Source organism: Pseudomonas sp. MAG733B (genome assembly GCF_036884845.1).
Classification (GTDB): Bacteria; Pseudomonadota; Gammaproteobacteria; order Pseudomonadales; family Pseudomonadaceae; genus Aquipseudomonas.
The window spans coordinates 6,526,159-6,541,493 of the sequence record NZ_CP145732.1; the positions used below are offsets into that span (position 1 = coordinate 6,526,159).

At 57.1% G+C, this 15,335-nt stretch carries 19 protein-coding genes; 1 reads left to right on the top strand and 18 read right to left on the bottom strand.

Annotation, left to right across the window (positions count from 1 at the left end; all coding sequences use genetic code 11):
• Positions 1 to 6: 6 nt before the first annotated feature.
• The 3 genes from V6Z53_RS29950 to V6Z53_RS29960 form a co-directional block, all read right to left on the bottom strand.
• Positions 7 to 858 carry an AraC family transcriptional regulator gene (locus V6Z53_RS29950; RefSeq protein ID WP_338583413.1) on the bottom strand — a complete coding sequence of 284 codons (852 nt, stop codon included), beginning with the start codon at positions 856 to 858 and terminating at the stop codon, positions 7 to 9.
• A gap of 147 nt (positions 859 to 1,005) precedes the next feature.
• Complete coding sequence (locus V6Z53_RS29955) at positions 1,006 to 1,530, bottom strand: single-stranded DNA-binding protein (RefSeq protein ID WP_019693874.1); 525 nt, start codon at positions 1,528 to 1,530, stop codon at positions 1,006 to 1,008.
• A 9-nt stretch (positions 1,531 to 1,539) separates the two neighbouring features.
• Positions 1,540 to 2,937, bottom strand: coding sequence for an MFS transporter (locus V6Z53_RS29960; RefSeq protein ID WP_338583415.1), 1,398 nt, complete (start codon positions 2,935 to 2,937; stop codon positions 1,540 to 1,542).
• Between the two features lie 191 nt (positions 2,938 to 3,128).
• Here V6Z53_RS29960 and uvrA point away from each other — a divergent pair, with 191 nt between their 5' ends.
• The gene (gene uvrA, locus V6Z53_RS29965) at positions 3,129 to 5,963 is read left to right on the top strand and encodes an excinuclease ABC subunit UvrA (protein ID WP_338583416.1); all 2,835 of its coding nucleotides are present in this window, start codon (positions 3,129 to 3,131) and stop codon (positions 5,961 to 5,963) included.
• Positions 5,964 to 6,028: 65 nt separating this feature from the next.
• Here uvrA and bfr read toward each other — a convergent pair whose 3' ends face one another.
• The 15 genes from bfr to rpsH all read right to left on the bottom strand — a co-directional run bounded on the left by bfr (position 6,029) and on the right by rpsH (position 15,195).
• Positions 6,029 to 6,493 (bottom strand): bacterioferritin, encoded by a 465-nt coding sequence (gene bfr / locus V6Z53_RS29970; RefSeq protein ID WP_007970123.1) that lies wholly within the window; start codon positions 6,491 to 6,493, stop codon positions 6,029 to 6,031.
• 149 nt (positions 6,494 to 6,642) lie between these two features.
• Positions 6,643 to 8,097: a catalase gene (locus V6Z53_RS29975; RefSeq protein WP_338583417.1), complete on the bottom strand. Its 1,455-nt coding sequence runs from the start codon at positions 8,095 to 8,097 to the stop codon at positions 6,643 to 6,645.
• Positions 8,098 to 8,302: 205 nt separating this feature from the next.
• Positions 8,303 to 8,689 (bottom strand): 50S ribosomal protein L17, encoded by a 387-nt coding sequence (rplQ, locus tag V6Z53_RS29980; protein WP_007970429.1) that lies wholly within the window; start codon positions 8,687 to 8,689, stop codon positions 8,303 to 8,305.
• A gap of 42 nt (positions 8,690 to 8,731) precedes the next feature.
• Positions 8,732 to 9,733 (bottom strand): DNA-directed RNA polymerase subunit alpha, encoded by a 1,002-nt coding sequence (rpoA, locus tag V6Z53_RS29985; RefSeq protein ID WP_007924176.1) that lies wholly within the window; start codon positions 9,731 to 9,733, stop codon positions 8,732 to 8,734.
• A 22-nt stretch (positions 9,734 to 9,755) separates the two neighbouring features.
• Entirely contained in the window at positions 9,756 to 10,376 is a 621-nt protein-coding gene (rpsD, locus tag V6Z53_RS29990) for a 30S ribosomal protein S4 (RefSeq protein ID WP_003176404.1), read from the bottom strand.
• An 18-nt stretch (positions 10,377 to 10,394) separates the two neighbouring features.
• On the bottom strand, positions 10,395 to 10,784 hold the full coding sequence (gene rpsK, locus V6Z53_RS29995) for a 30S ribosomal protein S11 (RefSeq protein ID WP_002555466.1): 390 nt from the start codon (positions 10,782 to 10,784) through the stop codon (positions 10,395 to 10,397).
• 30 nt (positions 10,785 to 10,814) lie between these two features.
• Positions 10,815 to 11,171 carry a 30S ribosomal protein S13 gene (rpsM, locus tag V6Z53_RS30000; protein WP_009045849.1) on the bottom strand — a complete coding sequence of 119 codons (357 nt, stop codon included), beginning with the start codon at positions 11,169 to 11,171 and terminating at the stop codon, positions 10,815 to 10,817.
• 130 nt (positions 11,172 to 11,301) lie between these two features.
• The gene (gene rpmJ, locus V6Z53_RS30005; protein WP_002555468.1) at positions 11,302 to 11,418 is read right to left on the bottom strand and encodes a 50S ribosomal protein L36; all 117 of its coding nucleotides are present in this window, start codon (positions 11,416 to 11,418) and stop codon (positions 11,302 to 11,304) included.
• A 24-nt stretch (positions 11,419 to 11,442) separates the two neighbouring features.
• Complete coding sequence (gene secY / locus V6Z53_RS30010; RefSeq protein ID WP_003228718.1) at positions 11,443 to 12,771, bottom strand: preprotein translocase subunit SecY; 1,329 nt, start codon at positions 12,769 to 12,771, stop codon at positions 11,443 to 11,445.
• On the bottom strand, positions 12,772 to 13,209 hold the full coding sequence (gene rplO, locus V6Z53_RS30015) for a 50S ribosomal protein L15 (protein WP_003228720.1): 438 nt from the start codon (positions 13,207 to 13,209) through the stop codon (positions 12,772 to 12,774).
• Between the two features lie 3 nt (positions 13,210 to 13,212).
• Entirely contained in the window at positions 13,213 to 13,389 is a 177-nt protein-coding gene (rpmD, locus tag V6Z53_RS30020) for a 50S ribosomal protein L30 (protein WP_003186033.1), read from the bottom strand.
• Between the two features lie 2 nt (positions 13,390 to 13,391).
• Positions 13,392 to 13,892 carry a 30S ribosomal protein S5 gene (gene rpsE / locus V6Z53_RS30025; RefSeq protein WP_003186035.1) on the bottom strand — a complete coding sequence of 167 codons (501 nt, stop codon included), beginning with the start codon at positions 13,890 to 13,892 and terminating at the stop codon, positions 13,392 to 13,394.
• A gap of 3 nt (positions 13,893 to 13,895) precedes the next feature.
• Entirely contained in the window at positions 13,896 to 14,246 is a 351-nt protein-coding gene (rplR, locus tag V6Z53_RS30030) for a 50S ribosomal protein L18 (RefSeq protein ID WP_003186037.1), read from the bottom strand.
• 10 nt (positions 14,247 to 14,256) lie between these two features.
• Entirely contained in the window at positions 14,257 to 14,790 is a 534-nt protein-coding gene (gene rplF / locus V6Z53_RS30035) for a 50S ribosomal protein L6 (RefSeq protein ID WP_003176412.1), read from the bottom strand.
• 12 nt (positions 14,791 to 14,802) lie between these two features.
• Positions 14,803 to 15,195, bottom strand: a complete 393-nt coding sequence (gene rpsH / locus V6Z53_RS30040; RefSeq protein WP_017848802.1) for a 30S ribosomal protein S8 — start codon at positions 15,193 to 15,195, stop codon at positions 14,803 to 14,805.
• Positions 15,196 to 15,335: the final 140 nt, after the last annotated feature.

Genomic DNA, 15,335 nt, shown 5'->3' on the forward strand with positions numbered 1-15,335 from the left:
TTCTGCCTACAACGATTGACCGCGCTCCGCGCCCTCACCGCTCAGGGATTTCATCCAGTCCCGAGGGCTACAACCGGTCTTGCGCCGGAACGCCCGGGCAAGCGCCGAAGGACTTTCATAACCGACCTCATCGGCGATCAGCGTAATCGGGCGCCCTTCACGCAAGCGCTTCTGCGCCAGGCTGATCCGCCAACTCAGCAGGTAGTCAGCAGGCGTCTGCCCTAGCACCGAGCGAAAATGCACCGCATACGCGGCGCGGGACATGTTCGACTCATTCGCCAACTCCGCAACCGACCACGCCCGTTGTGGCGCCTCGTGCATCTGAATCAACGAACGGGACAGCCGCAAATCCGCCAACCCGGCCATCATTCCAGTGCTCAACTGATGGTGATCAAGCAGGTGCCGGAACAGCAGGATGATCAACAGCTCGAACAAACGATCAAGCACCGCCTCCCTGCCGCAATGCACGTCTGCCGCTTCCTTGAACAACCATCTCAGCGTATCCGCCAGCAGCGGCAACTCATCCAGGGACAACACCAGAAGATCAGGCAATGAAGCAGAAATGGGGTTGCTGGCGCCGCCGTCGAACGCCAGCGACGCACACAACAGCTGGGCGCCCTCGGGTTCACCGCCGATCAATTGATGTCGACTGGGACGCGGCAGGAAAATCAGGCTGGGGCGGTCAATCAGCGTGTCGCTGCCGCCAGGCACTTTCAGCGTAACGGTGCCCGCCTGCAACAGATGGATATGACCGCGCAGGTCAGCGCCATCATAAGCCGCCATTCCGCAGAGCTTGCCACTGTAGAACAGGCTCGCGCGAACGCCGAACTGGGACAGCAACGTAGACAGGCGATCCATGGCGCAACCCGGTGTCAGTTTTAGACGAATTGCATCATATCACTGAGAATTCCGGCCCTTATTGCATTGGCCTTGAGAACACGCAGGCAACAAAAAACCCGGCATCCTCTAGGGAGTGCCGGGCTTTGCTTGGCTCGAAGCTAATTCCTAAAAGGGAATATCGTCATCAAAGCTGTCGAAGTCCGGAGCCGGCTGTGGTGCGGCCTGCTGTGGAGCCGGGGCCGAACGCTGTTGCGGTGCCGACTGCTGAGGACGAGGAGCCTGTTGGCGCGGAGCGGATTGCTGGTAGTTGTTACCACCACCGCCCTGGCCTTGCTGGTCGCCCTGTGGACGGCCGCCCAGCAATTGCATGGTGCCTTGCATGTCGACCACGATTTCGGTGGTGTAACGCTTGATGCCGTCTTTTTCCCACTCGCGGGTCTGCAGTTTGCCTTCGATGTAGACCTGCGAACCTTTACGCAGGTACTCGCCAGCGATTTCTGCAACTTTGCCGAACATCGACACACGGTGCCATTCGGTCTTTTCGACTTTCTGACCGGTTTGCTTGTCGGTCCACTGCTCGCTGGTCGCCAGACTCAGGTTGGTCACGGCGTTGCCGTTCGGCAGGTAGCGAACTTCAGGATCCTGGCCGCAAGTGCCGACCAATATGACTTTGTTAACCCCACGGGCCATTACGTTCTCCTAGGCTACGCACGCTGCCCCGGCCGGGTTGTTCACCAGGCTTTCAAGGGTGGTGCGATCCAATAGTTCGGTGTCCAATTTGATGTAAATGGCCGCCTCATCAGCGACTATCACTGCATCTGTTACCCCTACGACGGCCTTCAGGCGCTCGACCAGACCCGCTTCGCGGATCGCCTCGGGCGACAACGGCAAGCGCAGACTTGTCACGTAGGGAGGTTCACGCATGGTAACAGCAAAGACCAGCCAAAGTGCAGCCAGCCCGGCGCAACCGAGGAACACAACCGACAAACCGCCATGCTGGAACAACCAGCCGCCGAGGATACCGCCCAGTGCAGATCCGAGGAACTGACTGGTGGAATAAACCCCCATTGCCGTGCCTTTGCCGCCCGCCGGTGAAACCTTGCTGATCAGCGACGGCAGCGAAGCTTCCAGCAGATTGAACGCAGTAAAAAACACCACGGTACCGATCACCAGAGCCCGCAAGCTATCGCCGAACTGCCAGAAGAATAGCTCAGTGAGCATCAGCGTCACGACGGCGCCGAGCAAAACTCGTTTCATTTTGCGTCGCTTCTCGCCATAGATAATGAACGGGATCATGGCGAAGAAAGAAATCAGCAGCGCGGTCAGGTAGACCCACCAGTGCTGCTCCTTGGGCAGCCCGGCTTTCTCGACCAGGGCCAGCGGCAAGGCAACGAAGCTCGACATCAGCATCGCGTGCAAGACAAAAATGCCCAGGTCCAGGCGCAGCAGGTCCGGATGCTTGAGCGTCGGGATCAACGCCTGGCGCGCGACGCCGGACTCGCGGTGCTGCAACGGACCGGTGGAGCGCGGCACCATGAACATCACGATCAAGATGCCGAACAGCGCCATGCCGCCAGTGGCGAGGAACAATCCGGACAGGCCGAAAGCGCGGGTCAGCAACGGCCCGACAACCATCGCGACGGCGAACGACAGCCCGATGGTCATGCCGATCATGGCCATGGCTTTGGTTCGATGCTGCTCGCGGGTCAGGTCTGACAGCAACGCCATGACCGCTGCGGAAATCGCCCCGGCGCCCTGCAGGATGCGACCGGCGATCACGCCCCAGATCGAATCGGCGTTGGCCGCCAGTACGCTGCCGAGGGCGAAGACGATCAGCCCAAGATAAATCACCGGGCGGCGGCCGATGCGGTCGGAAATGAAACCGAAAGGAATCTGGAAAATCGCCTGGGTCAGGCCGTAAGCGCCAATGGCCAGCCCGATCAGGGCCGGGGTCGCTCCTGCCAGGTCCATGCCGTAGGTCGCCAGTACCGGCAACACCATGAACATGCCAAGCATACGGAAGGCGAACACCAGGGCCAGACCGCTCGCCGCGCGGGTCTCGCTGCCACTCATGCGTTCGCTGTGGGGATCGTGCATGGAAAAACCTCATGTGAACCGGCGGCGATTCTACCAGTCCCATCGATTGGCGGGGTATATCGCGACGCTTTGCCGCGTGTAGATGACAGACCTTTCATGTAAGGCTGCAAAGACATCATTCGATAGTGTGCATCCATCCAGTATTTGGCCGTATACTCCTACGTTTTCGACGCCCGCCAAGCGAGGCCACTTTGGACAAGATCCTGATTCGTGGGGCTCGAACCCACAACCTGAAGAACATCGACCTGACCCTGCCACGGGACAAGCTGATCGTCATCACCGGCCTGTCCGGCTCCGGCAAGTCGTCCCTGGCCTTTGACACGCTATACGCCGAAGGCCAGCGCCGCTACGTCGAATCGCTGTCGGCCTACGCCCGGCAGTTCCTGTCGATGATGGAAAAGCCTGACGTCGACACCATCGAAGGCTTGTCGCCGGCGATCTCGATCGAACAGAAGTCGACCTCGCACAACCCGCGCTCGACCGTCGGTACCATTACCGAAATCTACGACTACCTGCGCTTGCTGTATGCACGCGTGGGTATTCCGCGCTGCCCGGATCACGATATTCCGCTGGAAGCGCAGACCGTCAGCCAGATGGTCGACCTGGTCCTCGCCCAACCGGAGGGCAGCAAACTGATGTTGCTGGCCCCGGTGATCCGCGAGCGCAAAGGCGAACACCTGTCGGTCTTCGAAGAGCTGCGCGCCCAAGGCTTTGTGCGTGCCCGCATCAACGGCAAGCTCTATGAACTGGACGAAGCACCCAAGCTCGACAAGCAGAAAAAACATACCATTGATGTGGTGGTCGACCGTTTCAAGGTCCGTGCGGACCTGCAACAGCGTCTGGCCGAGTCCTTCGAGACCGCGCTGAAGCTGGCGGACGGCATCGCCCTGGTCGCACCGATGGACGACGAGCCGGGCGAAGAAATGATCTTCTCCGCGCGTTTCGCCTGCCCGATTTGCGGCCACGCCATCAGCGAACTCGAACCAAAGCTGTTTTCCTTCAACAACCCGGCCGGCGCCTGCCCGACCTGCGATGGCCTGGGTGTTAAGCAATTCTTCGACATCAAGCGTCTGGTCAATGGCGAGCTGACGCTTGCCGAAGGCGCGATCCGTGGCTGGGACCGGCGCAACGTCTATTACTTCCAGATGCTCGGTTCGCTGGCGTCCCACTTCAAATTCAGCCTGGAAGTGCCGTTCAACGAGCTGCCGGCCGATCAGCAGAAGCAGATCCTGCACGGCAGCGGCTCGCAGAACGTCGACTTCAAATACCTGAACGACCGTGGCGATATAGTCAAACGCTCGCACCCGTTCGAAGGCATCGTGCCGAACCTGGAACGCCGTTATCGCGAAACCGAGTCGGCCTCGGTACGCGAAGAGCTGGCCAAGTTCCTCAGCACCCAGGCCTGCCCGGACTGCCGCGGCACCCGCCTGCGCCGTGAAGCGCGGCACGTGTGGGTTGGCGAGAAAACCTTGCCGGCGGTGACCAATCTGCCCATCGGCGATGCGTGCGACTACTTCGGCGGGCTGAAACTCACCGGCCGTCGTGGTGAGATTGCCGACAAAATCCTCAAGGAAATCCGCGAACGCCTGCAGTTCCTGGTCAACGTCGGCCTCGACTATCTGTCGCTGGATCGCAGTGCAGACACCCTGTCCGGTGGCGAAGCTCAGCGTATTCGCCTGGCGAGCCAGATCGGCGCCGGGCTGGTCGGCGTTCTCTACATTCTCGATGAACCGTCGATCGGCCTGCACCAGCGCGATAACGACCGGTTGCTCGGCACCCTGAAACACCTGCGCGACATCGGCAACACCGTGATCGTGGTCGAGCACGACGAAGACGCAATCCGTTTGGCCGACTACGTGGTTGATATCGGCCCGGGCGCGGGGGTTCATGGCGGGCACATCGTTGCAGAAGGCACGCCGGCCGAGGTCATGGCTCATCCGGACTCGTTGACCGGCAAGTATCTGTCGGGCCGGGTCAAAATCGAAGTGCCGGCCAAGCGCACACCGCGCAACAAGAAGCTGTCGCTGTCGCTCAAGGGCGCTCGCGGCAACAACTTGCGCAACGTCGATCTGGACATTCCAATCGGCCTGCTGACCTGCGTGACCGGCGTCTCCGGTTCGGGCAAGTCGACGCTGATCAACAACACGCTCTTCCCGCTGAGCGCCACGGCGTTGAACGGCGCAACAACACTTGAGGCTGCCGCTCATGACAGCATCAAGGGTCTGGAGCATCTGGATAAGGTCGTCGATATCGATCAAAGCCCGATCGGCCGTACACCTCGCTCCAACCCGGCGACCTACACCGGTTTGTTCACACCGATTCGCGAGCTGTTCGCTGGCGTACCCGAATCCCGCTCCCGGGGTTACGGGCCTGGGCGCTTCTCCTTCAACGTGAAGGGCGGACGCTGCGAAGCTTGCCAGGGTGATGGCCTGATCAAGGTGGAAATGCACTTCCTGCCGGACATCTACGTGCCCTGCGACGTGTGCAAGAGCAAGCGCTACAACCGCGAAACGCTGGAGATCAAGTACAAGGGCAAGAACATCCACGAAACGCTCGAGATGACTATCGAGGAGGCCCGTGAGTTCTTCGACGCGGTACCGGCCCTGGCGCGCAAGCTGCAGACACTGATGGACGTCGGCCTGTCCTACATCAAGCTCGGGCAATCGGCGACCACCCTGTCCGGTGGTGAGGCGCAGCGGGTCAAACTGTCCCGCGAGCTGTCCAAGCGTGACACCGGCAAGACCCTGTACATCCTCGACGAGCCGACTACCGGCCTGCACTTCGCGGATATTCAGCAGTTGCTCGACGTGCTGCATCGACTGCGCGACCACGGCAACACGGTGGTGGTAATCGAGCACAACCTGGACGTGATCAAGACCGCTGACTGGCTGGTGGATCTGGGGCCTGAGGGAGGCTCCAAGGGTGGGCAGATCATTGCCGTCGGTACACCGGAAGAAGTGGCCGAAATGAAGCAGTCGCACACTGGCTACTACCTGAAACCGCTGCTGGAGCGTGATCGGGCTTAACAAGGCTCCATGAAAAAGCCCCTGTCACTTCATCAGTGACAGGGGCTTTTTTGTATCAGTTGCAATCAGGCGTGGGATTGCAGGTAGTTCTCGAGACCGATCAGCTTGATCAGACCCAACTGCTTCTCGAGCCAGTAGGTGTGATCTTCTTCAGTGTCATGCAATTGAACCCGCAGCATTTCACGGCTGACATAGTCCTTGTGCTGCTCGCAGAGCTTGATGCCCTTGCACAGCGCAGCCCGCACCTTGTACTCCAGCCGCAAATCCGCTTCGAGCATCTCGGTGACCGTGGTGCCAACATCGAGATCGTCCGGACGCATGCGCGGCGTGCCTTCGAGCATCAGAATCCGGCGCATCAGGGCATCAGCGTGCCCTGCTTCTTCTTCCATCTCGTGGTTGATTCGTTCGTAGAGCTTGGTGAAACCCCAGTCCTCATACATCCGCGAATGGACGAAATATTGATCACGCGCGGCCAGTTCGCCGGTCAGCAACGTGTTGAGGTAATCGATAACGTCTGGGTGGCCTTGCATCGCCCTACATCTCCCTGCCTGAAAGTCTGTAGTTTGAACCAACACGGCCATAACGTCACTCGCCAGACGCAATAAAAGCGAAGATATTCTGAGAAAAGCAGCCGAAATAACGCAAAAACCGCCCAAATAAGGGCGGTTCTGCTTCTCATTTAGACTTCGTTAAGCTGTACGTTGAGCAGCTTTGCGATTGCTTCTCCATACGCCTGATCGGCCTTGAAAAAATGCTGCAACTGACGATCAACCACATCACTCGATACACCCGCCATTGCACCCGCGATGTTGCTGACCAGCAATGCTTTCTGCTCGTCGCTCATCAAACGGAACAACGCACCCGCGTGGCTGTAGTAGTCAGTATCCTCACGGTGATCGTAGCGATCAGCCGCACCACTTAAGGCGAGCGCTGGCTCGGCGAAGCGAGGTGCCTGCTTCGGCGAATCGACATAACTGTTCGGCTCGTAATTCGGCGCTGCGCCGCCATTGCTGCCAAACGCCATCGAACCATCACGCTGGTAGCTGTTGACCGGGCTACGCGGAGCGTTCACTGGCAGTTGCTGGTGATTGGTGCCTACACGGTAGCGATGGGCATCAGCATAGGCAAACACACGCCCCTGCAGCATGCGATCCGGCGACAGACCAACACCCGGCACCATATTGCTTGGGCCGAACGCCGCTTGCTCGACTTCAGCAAAGTAGTTGAGCGGGTTGCGATTCAACTCCAGCTCGCCAACTTTGATCAACGGAAACTCTTTCTGCGTCCAGGTTTTGGTGACGTCGAACGGGTTTTCATAATGCGTGGCGGCCTGAGCCTCGGTCATGATCTGGATGCATACGCTCCATTTCGGGAAATCACCGCGTTCAATGGCTTCGAACAGGTCGCGCTGAGCGTAATCCGGATCAGTCCCGGCCAGACGCGCTGCCTCTGCCGGCGCCAGGTTCTTGATCCCCTGCTTGGTCTTGTAGTGCCACTTCACCCAATGACGCTCGCCATTGGCGCTGATCAGGCTATAGGTGTGGCTACCGAAGCCGTGCATGTGGCGGTAACCATCGGGGATGCCTCGATCCGAAAACAGGATCGTGACCTGGTGCAGCGCCTCCGGAGAGTGCGACCAGAAGTCCCACATCGCCTGCGCACTTTTAAGGTTGCTTTGCGGCAGACGCTTTTGGGTGTGGATAAAGTCCGGGAATTTGAGCGGATCACGGATGAAGAACACCGGCGTGTTGTTGCCGACGATGTCCCAGTTGCCTTCTTCGGTGTAGAACTTCAACGCAAAACCACGTGGATCACGCTCGGTATCAGCCGAACCGCGCTCGCCACCGACCGTGGAGAACCGGAGAAAGGTTGGTGTTTGCTTGCCGACGGCGTCGAACAGCTTCGCGCTAGTGTATTGAGTGATATCACGAGTTACGGTGAACGTGCCGTAAGCACCTGAACCCTTGGCGTGCACACGACGCTCAGGGATGTTTTCACGGTTGAAGTGAGCAAGCTTCTCGATCAGGTGAAAGTCGTCGAGCAGCAGCGGGCCTCTCGGGCCTGCGGAACGGGAATTCTGGTTATCGGCGACAGGAGCGCCACTGGCGGTGGTAAGCGTTTTATTCTGGCTCATGCGATCTCTTCCTTTGTCAGTCTCAAACTGCCGGCTAATCGGCTGAAAGGAAGTATTGATGATCCAGATGACACCTTCTAATTCATTGACTGATGCCAATCGATAGAAAATATCTAATCGAATAGGAAGGCAATCAATCGCCGTCGCACTTTTCGAGCGCGCACAAAAAACCGGGCACTAGGCCCGGTTTTTTGTATTTGACGTCTTACTCGGCAGAAACAGCTTCGCCAGCAGTAGCACGATCAACCAACTCGACGTACGCCATTGGCGCGTTGTCGCCAGCGCGGAAACCGCACTTGAGGATGCGCAGGTAGCCACCCTCACGGGTAGCGTAGCGCTTGCCCAGGTCGTTGAAGAGCTTACCAACGATAGCTTTCGAACGAGTACGGTCGAAAGCCAGACGACGGTTAGCAACGCTATCTGTCTTGGCCAAAGTGATCAGCGGCTCAGCAACGCGGCGCAGTTCTTTAGCTTTTGGCAGAGTAGTTTTGATCAGCTCGTGCTCGAACAGCGACACCGCCATGTTTTGGAACATGGCCTTGCGGTGCGAGCTGGTGCGGCTGAGGTGACGACCACTTTTACGATGACGCATGGTTCATTCCTTACCAAACACTACGTTCGGTGATTACGACGATCAGGCAGTCGCCTTGTCGTCCTTCTTAAGACTTGCAGGCGGCCAGTTGTCGAGGCGCATGCCGAGGGACAGACCGCGGGAGGCCAGAACGTCCTTGATTTCGGTCAAGGATTTCTTGCCCAGGTTCGGAGTCTTCAACAGCTCTACTTCGGTACGCTGAATCAGGTCGCCGATGTAGTAGATGTTTTCCGCCTTAAGGCAGTTAGCCGAACGTACAGTCAGTTCCAGATCGTCAACCGGGCGAAGCAGGATCGGATCGATCTCGTCTTCCTGCTCGATTACCACAGGTTCGCTGTCACCTTTGAGGTCGACGAACGCAGCCAACTGCTGTTGCAGAATGGTTGCAGCGCGGCGGATAGCCTCTTCAGGATCCAGAGTACCGTTGGTTTCCAGATCAATAACCAGCTTGTCCAGGTTAGTACGCTGCTCAACACGGGCGTTTTCCACCACGTATGCGATACGGCGAACCGGGCTGAACGAAGAGTCAAGCTGCAAGCGACCGATGCTGCGGCTTTCGTCTTCATCGCTCTGACGCGAGTCGGCTGGTTCATAACCACGACCACGAGCTACTACGAGCTTCATGTTCAGGGCGCCGTTAGACGCCAGGTTAGCGATTACGTGATCGGGATTAACGATCTCGACATCATGATCCAGCTGAATATCGGCAGCGGTAACCACCCCCGAACCCTTCTTCGACAAGGTCAGCGTAACTTCGTCACGGCCGTGCAGCTTGATAGCCAGACCTTTAAGGTTCAACAGGATTTCAATTACGTCTTCCTGTACACCTTCGATGGCGCTGTACTCGTGGAGCACACCGTCAATCTCGGCCTCGACTACTGCACAGCCAGGCATTGAGGACAACAGGATGCGGCGCAGCGCGTTGCCCAGGGTGTGGCCAAAGCCACGCTCGAGAGGCTCGAGAGTGATCTTGGCGCGGGTTGGACTGACAACCTGCACATCAATGTGGCGGGGTGTCAGGAACTCATTTACCGAAATCTGCATGGATGCACCTATTTTCTAGCCCTTACTTGGAGTAGAGCTCGACAATCAGGCTTTCGTTGATGTCGGCGGACAGATCACTGCGAGCTGGAACGTTCTTGAAAACGCCCGACTTCTTCTCAGTGTCTACTTCTACCCATTCTACGCGGCCACGTTGGGCACACAGATCGAGAGCTTGGACAATGCGAAGTTGGTTTTTTGCTTTCTCGCGAACAGCAACCACGTCACCAGCACGAACCTGGTAGGACGGAACGTTAACGGTCTGACCGTTTACGCTGATCGACTTGTGCGATACCAGCTGACGGGATTCGGCACGAGTCGAACCAAAGCCCATACGGTATACAACGTTGTCCAGACGGCATTCGAGCAGTTGCAGCAGGTTTTCACCGGTTGCACCTTTCTTGCCAGCTGCTTCTTTGTAGTAGCCGCTGAATTGACGCTCGAGAACGCCGTAGATACGACGGACCTTCTGCTTTTCACGCAGTTGGGTGCCGTAGTCGGACTGGCGACCGCGGCGTTGGCCGTGGATACCAGGTGCTGCTTCAATGTTGCACTTCGATTCGATCGCGCGCACGCCGCTCTTCAGGAAGAGATCGGTGCCTTCACGACGAGCGAGTTTGCATTTTGGACCAATGTAACGAGCCATTCTTTACAATCTCCTGGATTACACGCGGCGCTTCTTCGGCGGACGGCACCCGTTGTGCGGGATTGGCGTCACGTCGGTGATGCTGGCGATCTTGTAGCCACAGCCGTTCAAAGCGCGGACTGCGGATTCACGACCTGGACCTGGACCTTTGACGTTTACGTCGAGGTTTTTCAGGCCGTATTCCAGCGCAGCTTGACCAGCACGTTCAGCAGCTACTTGAGCAGCAAACGGGGTGGACTTGCGGGAACCGCGGAAACCCGAACCACCGGAGGTAGCCCAGGAAAGAGCGTTACCTTGACGGTCGGTGATGGTCACGATGGTGTTGTTAAAAGATGCATGGATGTGGGCGATGCCATCAACCACTGTCTTTTTAACTTTTTTACGAGGACGAGCAGCAGGTTTTGCCATGATTAAATTCCTGTCGATTCGCTGGGGCGATTACTTGCGGATCGGCTTACGCGGACCTTTACGGGTACGCGCGTTGGTCTTGGTACGCTGACCGCGCACTGGAAGACCGCGACGATGACGCAGACCGCGATAGCAACCGAGGTCCATCAAGCGCTTGATTTTCATGTTGATTTCGCGACGCAGGTCACCTTCAGTGGTGAACTTCGCCACTTCGCCACGCAGCTGTTCAATTTGCTCGTCGCTCAGATCTTTGATCTTTGCTGCTGGGTTTACCCCAGTCTCTGCACAAATTTTCTGTGCAGTAGTGCGACCAACACCATAGATGTAGGTCAGCGAGATAACAGTATGCTTGTTATCTGGAATGTTAACGCCTGCAATACGGGCCATTCAGTGGGACTCCAATTGACAGCTACCTACGCCCCGGAAGCCAAGAAATAGGGCGCGAGATAATATCGCTGTAATAACAAATAATCAACCCGGTAGCGCACTAGCTACCGGGCTTGAAGCACAATCACACTCAGCCTTGGCGCTGTTTGTGACGCGGTTCCGCGCTGCAAATTACTCGAACAACACCTTCGCGGCGAATAATCTTGCAGTTACGGCACAGCTTTTTCACCGATGCACGAACTTTCATCACCAACTCCTCGAACCTTATGGGTCAGCGCAGCATGCCGCTGCCGTAACCCTTCAGGTTGGCTTTCTTCATCAGGGATTCGTACTGGTGCGAAACGAGGTGCGATTGTACTTGGGACATGAAGTCCATCACAACCACGACGACGATCAGCAACGAGGTCCCGCCAAGGTAGAACGGAACGTTGGCTGCAACCACCAGGAACTGGGGCAACAGGCACACGGCCGTCATGTAAAGAGCACCGAACATGGTCAAGCGAGTCAGAACGCCATCAATGTAGCGCGCAGACTGCTCACCTGGACGGATGCCCGGAATAAAGGCACCGGACTTCTTCAGGTTTTCCGCTACGTCTTTCGGATTGAACATCAACGCCGTATAGAAGAAGCAGAAGAAAATAATCCCTGCACTAAACAGCAGAATATTCAACGGCTGACCAGGAGCGATCGACTGCGAGATGTCCTGCAACCAGCCCATACCTTCAGACTGACCGAACCAGGCACCCAACGAAGCCGGGAACAGCAAAATGCTGCTCGCGAAAATGGCCGGAATAACACCGGCCATGTTCACCTTCAGCGGCAAGTGGCTGGTCTGCGCAGCAAAAACCTTGCGGCCTTGCTGACGCTTGGCGTAGTGAACAGCAATACGACGCTGACCACGCTCAATGAACACCACGAAACCGATAATCGCTACTGCCAGCAAACCGATGGCAACCAGGGCGAAGATGTTGATATCACCCTGACGTGCAGACTCGAAAGACTGCCCGATCGCTCTCGGAAGACCGGCGACGATACCCGAAAAAATCAACATCGAGATACCGTTGCCAACACCACGCTCAGTAATCTGCTCACCCAGCCACATCATGAACATCGCACCAGCCACAAAAGTGGATACCGCGACGAAATGGAAGCCAAAGTCACCAGTGAACGCAACGCCCTGCCCTGCCAGACCAATGGACATGCCAATGGCTTGAACGAGAGCGAGGACGACAGTGCCGTAGCGGGTGTACTGGCTGATCTTGCGACGGCCAGCTTCACCTTCCTTCTTCAACTGCTCCAGCTGCGGGCTGACGGCTGTCATCAGTTGCATGATGATCGATGCCGAAATGTACGGCATGATCCCCAGTGCAAAGATGCTCATCCGCTCCAGCGCGCCGCCGGAAAACATGTTGAACAAGCTAAGAATGGTCCCCTCATTCTGTCGAAACAGGTCCGCGAGTCGGTCCGGGTTGATACCTGGAACCGGGATGTGTGCGCCTATTCGGTAGACGATAATCGCCAGGAACAGAAAACGCAGACGAGCCCAAAGTTCAGACATACCGCCTTTGCCGAGCGCAGAGAGAGCACCTTGCTTAGCCATTTATTCCTCGAACTTGCCGCCAGCTGCTTCGATAGCCGCACGCGCACCTTTGGTGGCGCCGATTCCCTTGCCGATAGTGACAGCGCGAGTCACTTCACCGGACAGCATGATTTTCACACGCTGTACGTTGACGTTGATCACGTTGGCATCTTTCAGGGACTGCACGGTGACGATGTCGCCTTCCACTTTAGCCAGCTCGGACAGACGCACTTCTGCGCGATCCATGGCCTTCAGGGAAACGAAACCGAACTTCGGCAGGCGACGATGCAGCGGCTGTTGACCGCCTTCAAAGCCTGGAGCAATGGTGCCACCGGAGCGGGAGGTTTGACCTTTGTGACCACGGCCACCAGTCTTACCCAAACCACTACCGATACCACGGCCCGGACGATGCTTTTCGCGACGGGAACCCGGCGCTGGACTCAGATCATTGAGTTTCATCGATTAACCCTCGACACGCAGCATGTAGTAAGCCTTGTTGATCATCCCGCGATTCTCGGGAGTATCCAGGACTTCTACAGTGTGACCGATGCGACGCAGACCCAGACCCTTAACGCACAGTTTGTGGTTAGGGATACGGCCGGTCATGCTTTTGATCAGCGTTACTTTAACGGTAGCCATGATCAGAAGATCTCCTTGACGCTTTTGCCACGCTTGGCGGCAATGGATTCAGGAGACTGCATTGCTTTCAAACCCTTGAAAGTGGCGTGAACCACGTTTACCGGGTTAGTCGAGCCGTAGCACTTGGCCAGAACGTTCTGAACGCCAGCAACTTCGAGAACGGCACGCATAGCGCCGCCAGCGATGATACCGGTACCTTCAGAAGCAGGCTGCATGTACACCTTCGAAGCGCCGTGAGCGGACTTCATTGCGTACTGCAGAGTGGTGCCGTTCAGATCAACCTGGATCATGTTGCGGCGAGCAGCTTCCATTGCCTTCTGGATCGCAGCAGGCACTTCACGCGACTTGCCACGGCCGAAGCCAACACGGCCTTTACCATCACCAACCACGGTCAACGCGGTGAAGGTGAAGATACGGCCGCCTTTAACGGTTTTGGCTACGCGGTTAACTTGAACCAGCTTCTCGATGTAGCCTTCGTCGCGCTTTTGGTCGTTATTTGACATAACTTAGAACTCCAGCCCAGCTTCACGAGCAGCATCAGCCAGCGCTTTAACGCGGCCGTGGTACTTGAAGCCAGAGCGGTCGAAAGCCACCTGCGAGACGCCAGCGGCCTTAGCACGCGTAGCGACCAGCTGGCCAACCTTAGTGGCCGCGTCGATGTTGCCAGTGGCGCCATCACGCAGTTCTTTATCCAAAGTCGAGGCAGATGCCAGGACTTTGTTGCCGTCGGCCGAAATGACCTGGGCGTAGATGTGCTGCGAAGAGCGGAACACGCAGAGACGCACGACTTCGAGTTCGTGCATTTTCAGGCGTGCTTTGCGAGCGCGACGCAGTCGAGTAACTTTTTTGTCGGTCATTTGCTATGCCCTACTTCTTCTTGGCTTCTTTACGACGGACGACTTCGTCCGCGTAGCGCACACCTTTGCCTTTGTACGGCTCTGGTGGACGGAAGTCGCGGATCTCGGCGGCCACTTGACCTACCAGCTGCTTGTCGATGCCCTTGATCAGGATATCGGTCTGGCTAGGAGTCTCAGCGGTGATGCCTTCCGGCAGTTCGTAATCCACTGGGTGCGAGAAGCCAAGAGCCAGGTTCAGCACTGTGCCTTTTGCTTGCGCTTTGTAACCAACACCGACCAGCTGGAGCTTGCGCTCGAAGCCTTGGCTTACGCCTTGGACCATGTTGTTTACCAACGCACGAGTGGTACCAGCCATTGCGCGAGTCTGTTGATCGCCATTGCGAGCAGCGAAACGCAGCTCACCAGCTTCTTCAACGATCTCAACGGACGAATGGATGTTCAGTTCGAGAGTGCCCTTGGCACCCTTCACCGAAAGCTGTTGGCCTGCGAATTTTACTTCGACACCGGCTGGCAGCTTAACGGGGTTCTTAGCGACGCGAGACATGCTTATCCCCCCTTAGAACACAGTGCAAAGAACTTCGCCGCCGACACCGGCAGCGCGCGCAGCACGATCCGTCATCACACCCTTGTTGGTGGAGACGATAGACACACCGAGACCGCCACGAACTTTCGGCAGATCTTCGACGGACTTGTACTGACGCAGGCCTGGACGGCTAACGCGCTTCACTTCTTCGATAACCGGACGGCCTTCGAAATATTTCAGCTCGATAGACAGCAGTGGTTTGATTTCGCTGCTGATCTGATAACCCGCAATGTAACCTTCGTCCTTCAGGACTTTGGCAACAGCTACCTTCAAAGTAGAAGATGGCATGCTTACGACGGACTTTTCAGCCATCTGGGCATTACGGATTCGAGTTAGCATGTCCGCTAACGGGTCCTGCATACTCATGGGCTAGACGCTCCTAATACAGAAAAATTAGCCTTGCGGCTACTACGTGTCGCCGAGAATCTCCGAGCATAGAAAACACGGGCTCAGGCGAGCCGGGTATTCTAGACACACCCCGGAAATGAATCAAGCCCCAAAAGGGG

What these genes read in the sequence shown, in the direction of transcription:
- V6Z53_RS29950 (WP_338583413.1), bottom strand. Translation starts at nt 858, where the DNA reads ATGGATCGCCTGTCTACGTTGCTGTCCCAGTTCGGCGTTCGCGCGAGC.
- V6Z53_RS29955 (WP_019693874.1), bottom strand. Translation starts at nt 1,530, where the DNA reads ATGGCCCGTGGGGTTAACAAAGTCATATTGGTCGGCACTTGCGGCCAG.
- V6Z53_RS29960 (WP_338583415.1), bottom strand. Translation starts at nt 2,937, where the DNA reads ATGCACGATCCCCACAGCGAACGCATGAGTGGCAGCGAGACCCGCGCG.
- bfr (WP_007970123.1), bottom strand. Translation starts at nt 6,493, where the DNA reads ATGCAAGGCCACCCAGACGTTATCGATTACCTCAACACGTTGCTGACC.
- V6Z53_RS29975 (WP_338583417.1), bottom strand. Translation starts at nt 8,097, where the DNA reads ATGAGCCAGAATAAAACGCTTACCACCGCCAGTGGCGCTCCTGTCGCC.
- rplQ (WP_007970429.1), bottom strand. Translation starts at nt 8,689, where the DNA reads ATGCGTCATCGTAAAAGTGGTCGTCACCTCAGCCGCACCAGCTCGCAC.
- rpoA (WP_007924176.1), bottom strand. Translation starts at nt 9,733, where the DNA reads ATGCAGATTTCGGTAAATGAGTTCCTGACACCCCGCCACATTGATGTG.
- rpsD (WP_003176404.1), bottom strand. Translation starts at nt 10,376, where the DNA reads ATGGCTCGTTACATTGGTCCAAAATGCAAACTCGCTCGTCGTGAAGGC.
- rpsK (WP_002555466.1), bottom strand. Translation starts at nt 10,784, where the DNA reads ATGGCAAAACCTGCTGCTCGTCCTCGTAAAAAAGTTAAAAAGACAGTG.
- rpsM (WP_009045849.1), bottom strand. Translation starts at nt 11,171, where the DNA reads ATGGCCCGTATTGCAGGCGTTAACATTCCAGATAACAAGCATACTGTT.
- rpmJ (WP_002555468.1), bottom strand. Translation starts at nt 11,418, where the DNA reads ATGAAAGTTCGTGCATCGGTGAAAAAGCTGTGCCGTAACTGCAAGATT.
- secY (WP_003228718.1), bottom strand. Translation starts at nt 12,771, where the DNA reads ATGGCTAAGCAAGGTGCTCTCTCTGCGCTCGGCAAAGGCGGTATGTCT.
- rplO (WP_003228720.1), bottom strand. Translation starts at nt 13,209, where the DNA reads ATGAAACTCAATGATCTGAGTCCAGCGCCGGGTTCCCGTCGCGAAAAG.
- rpmD (WP_003186033.1), bottom strand. Translation starts at nt 13,389, where the DNA reads ATGGCTACCGTTAAAGTAACGCTGATCAAAAGCATGACCGGCCGTATC.
- rpsE (WP_003186035.1), bottom strand. Translation starts at nt 13,892, where the DNA reads ATGTCAAATAACGACCAAAAGCGCGACGAAGGCTACATCGAGAAGCTG.
- rplR (WP_003186037.1), bottom strand. Translation starts at nt 14,246, where the DNA reads ATGACCGACAAAAAAGTTACTCGACTGCGTCGCGCTCGCAAAGCACGC.
- rplF (WP_003176412.1), bottom strand. Translation starts at nt 14,790, where the DNA reads ATGTCTCGCGTCGCTAAGAACCCCGTTAAGCTGCCAGCCGGTGTCGAA.
- rpsH (WP_017848802.1), bottom strand. Translation starts at nt 15,195, where the DNA reads ATGAGTATGCAGGACCCGTTAGCGGACATGCTAACTCGAATCCGTAAT.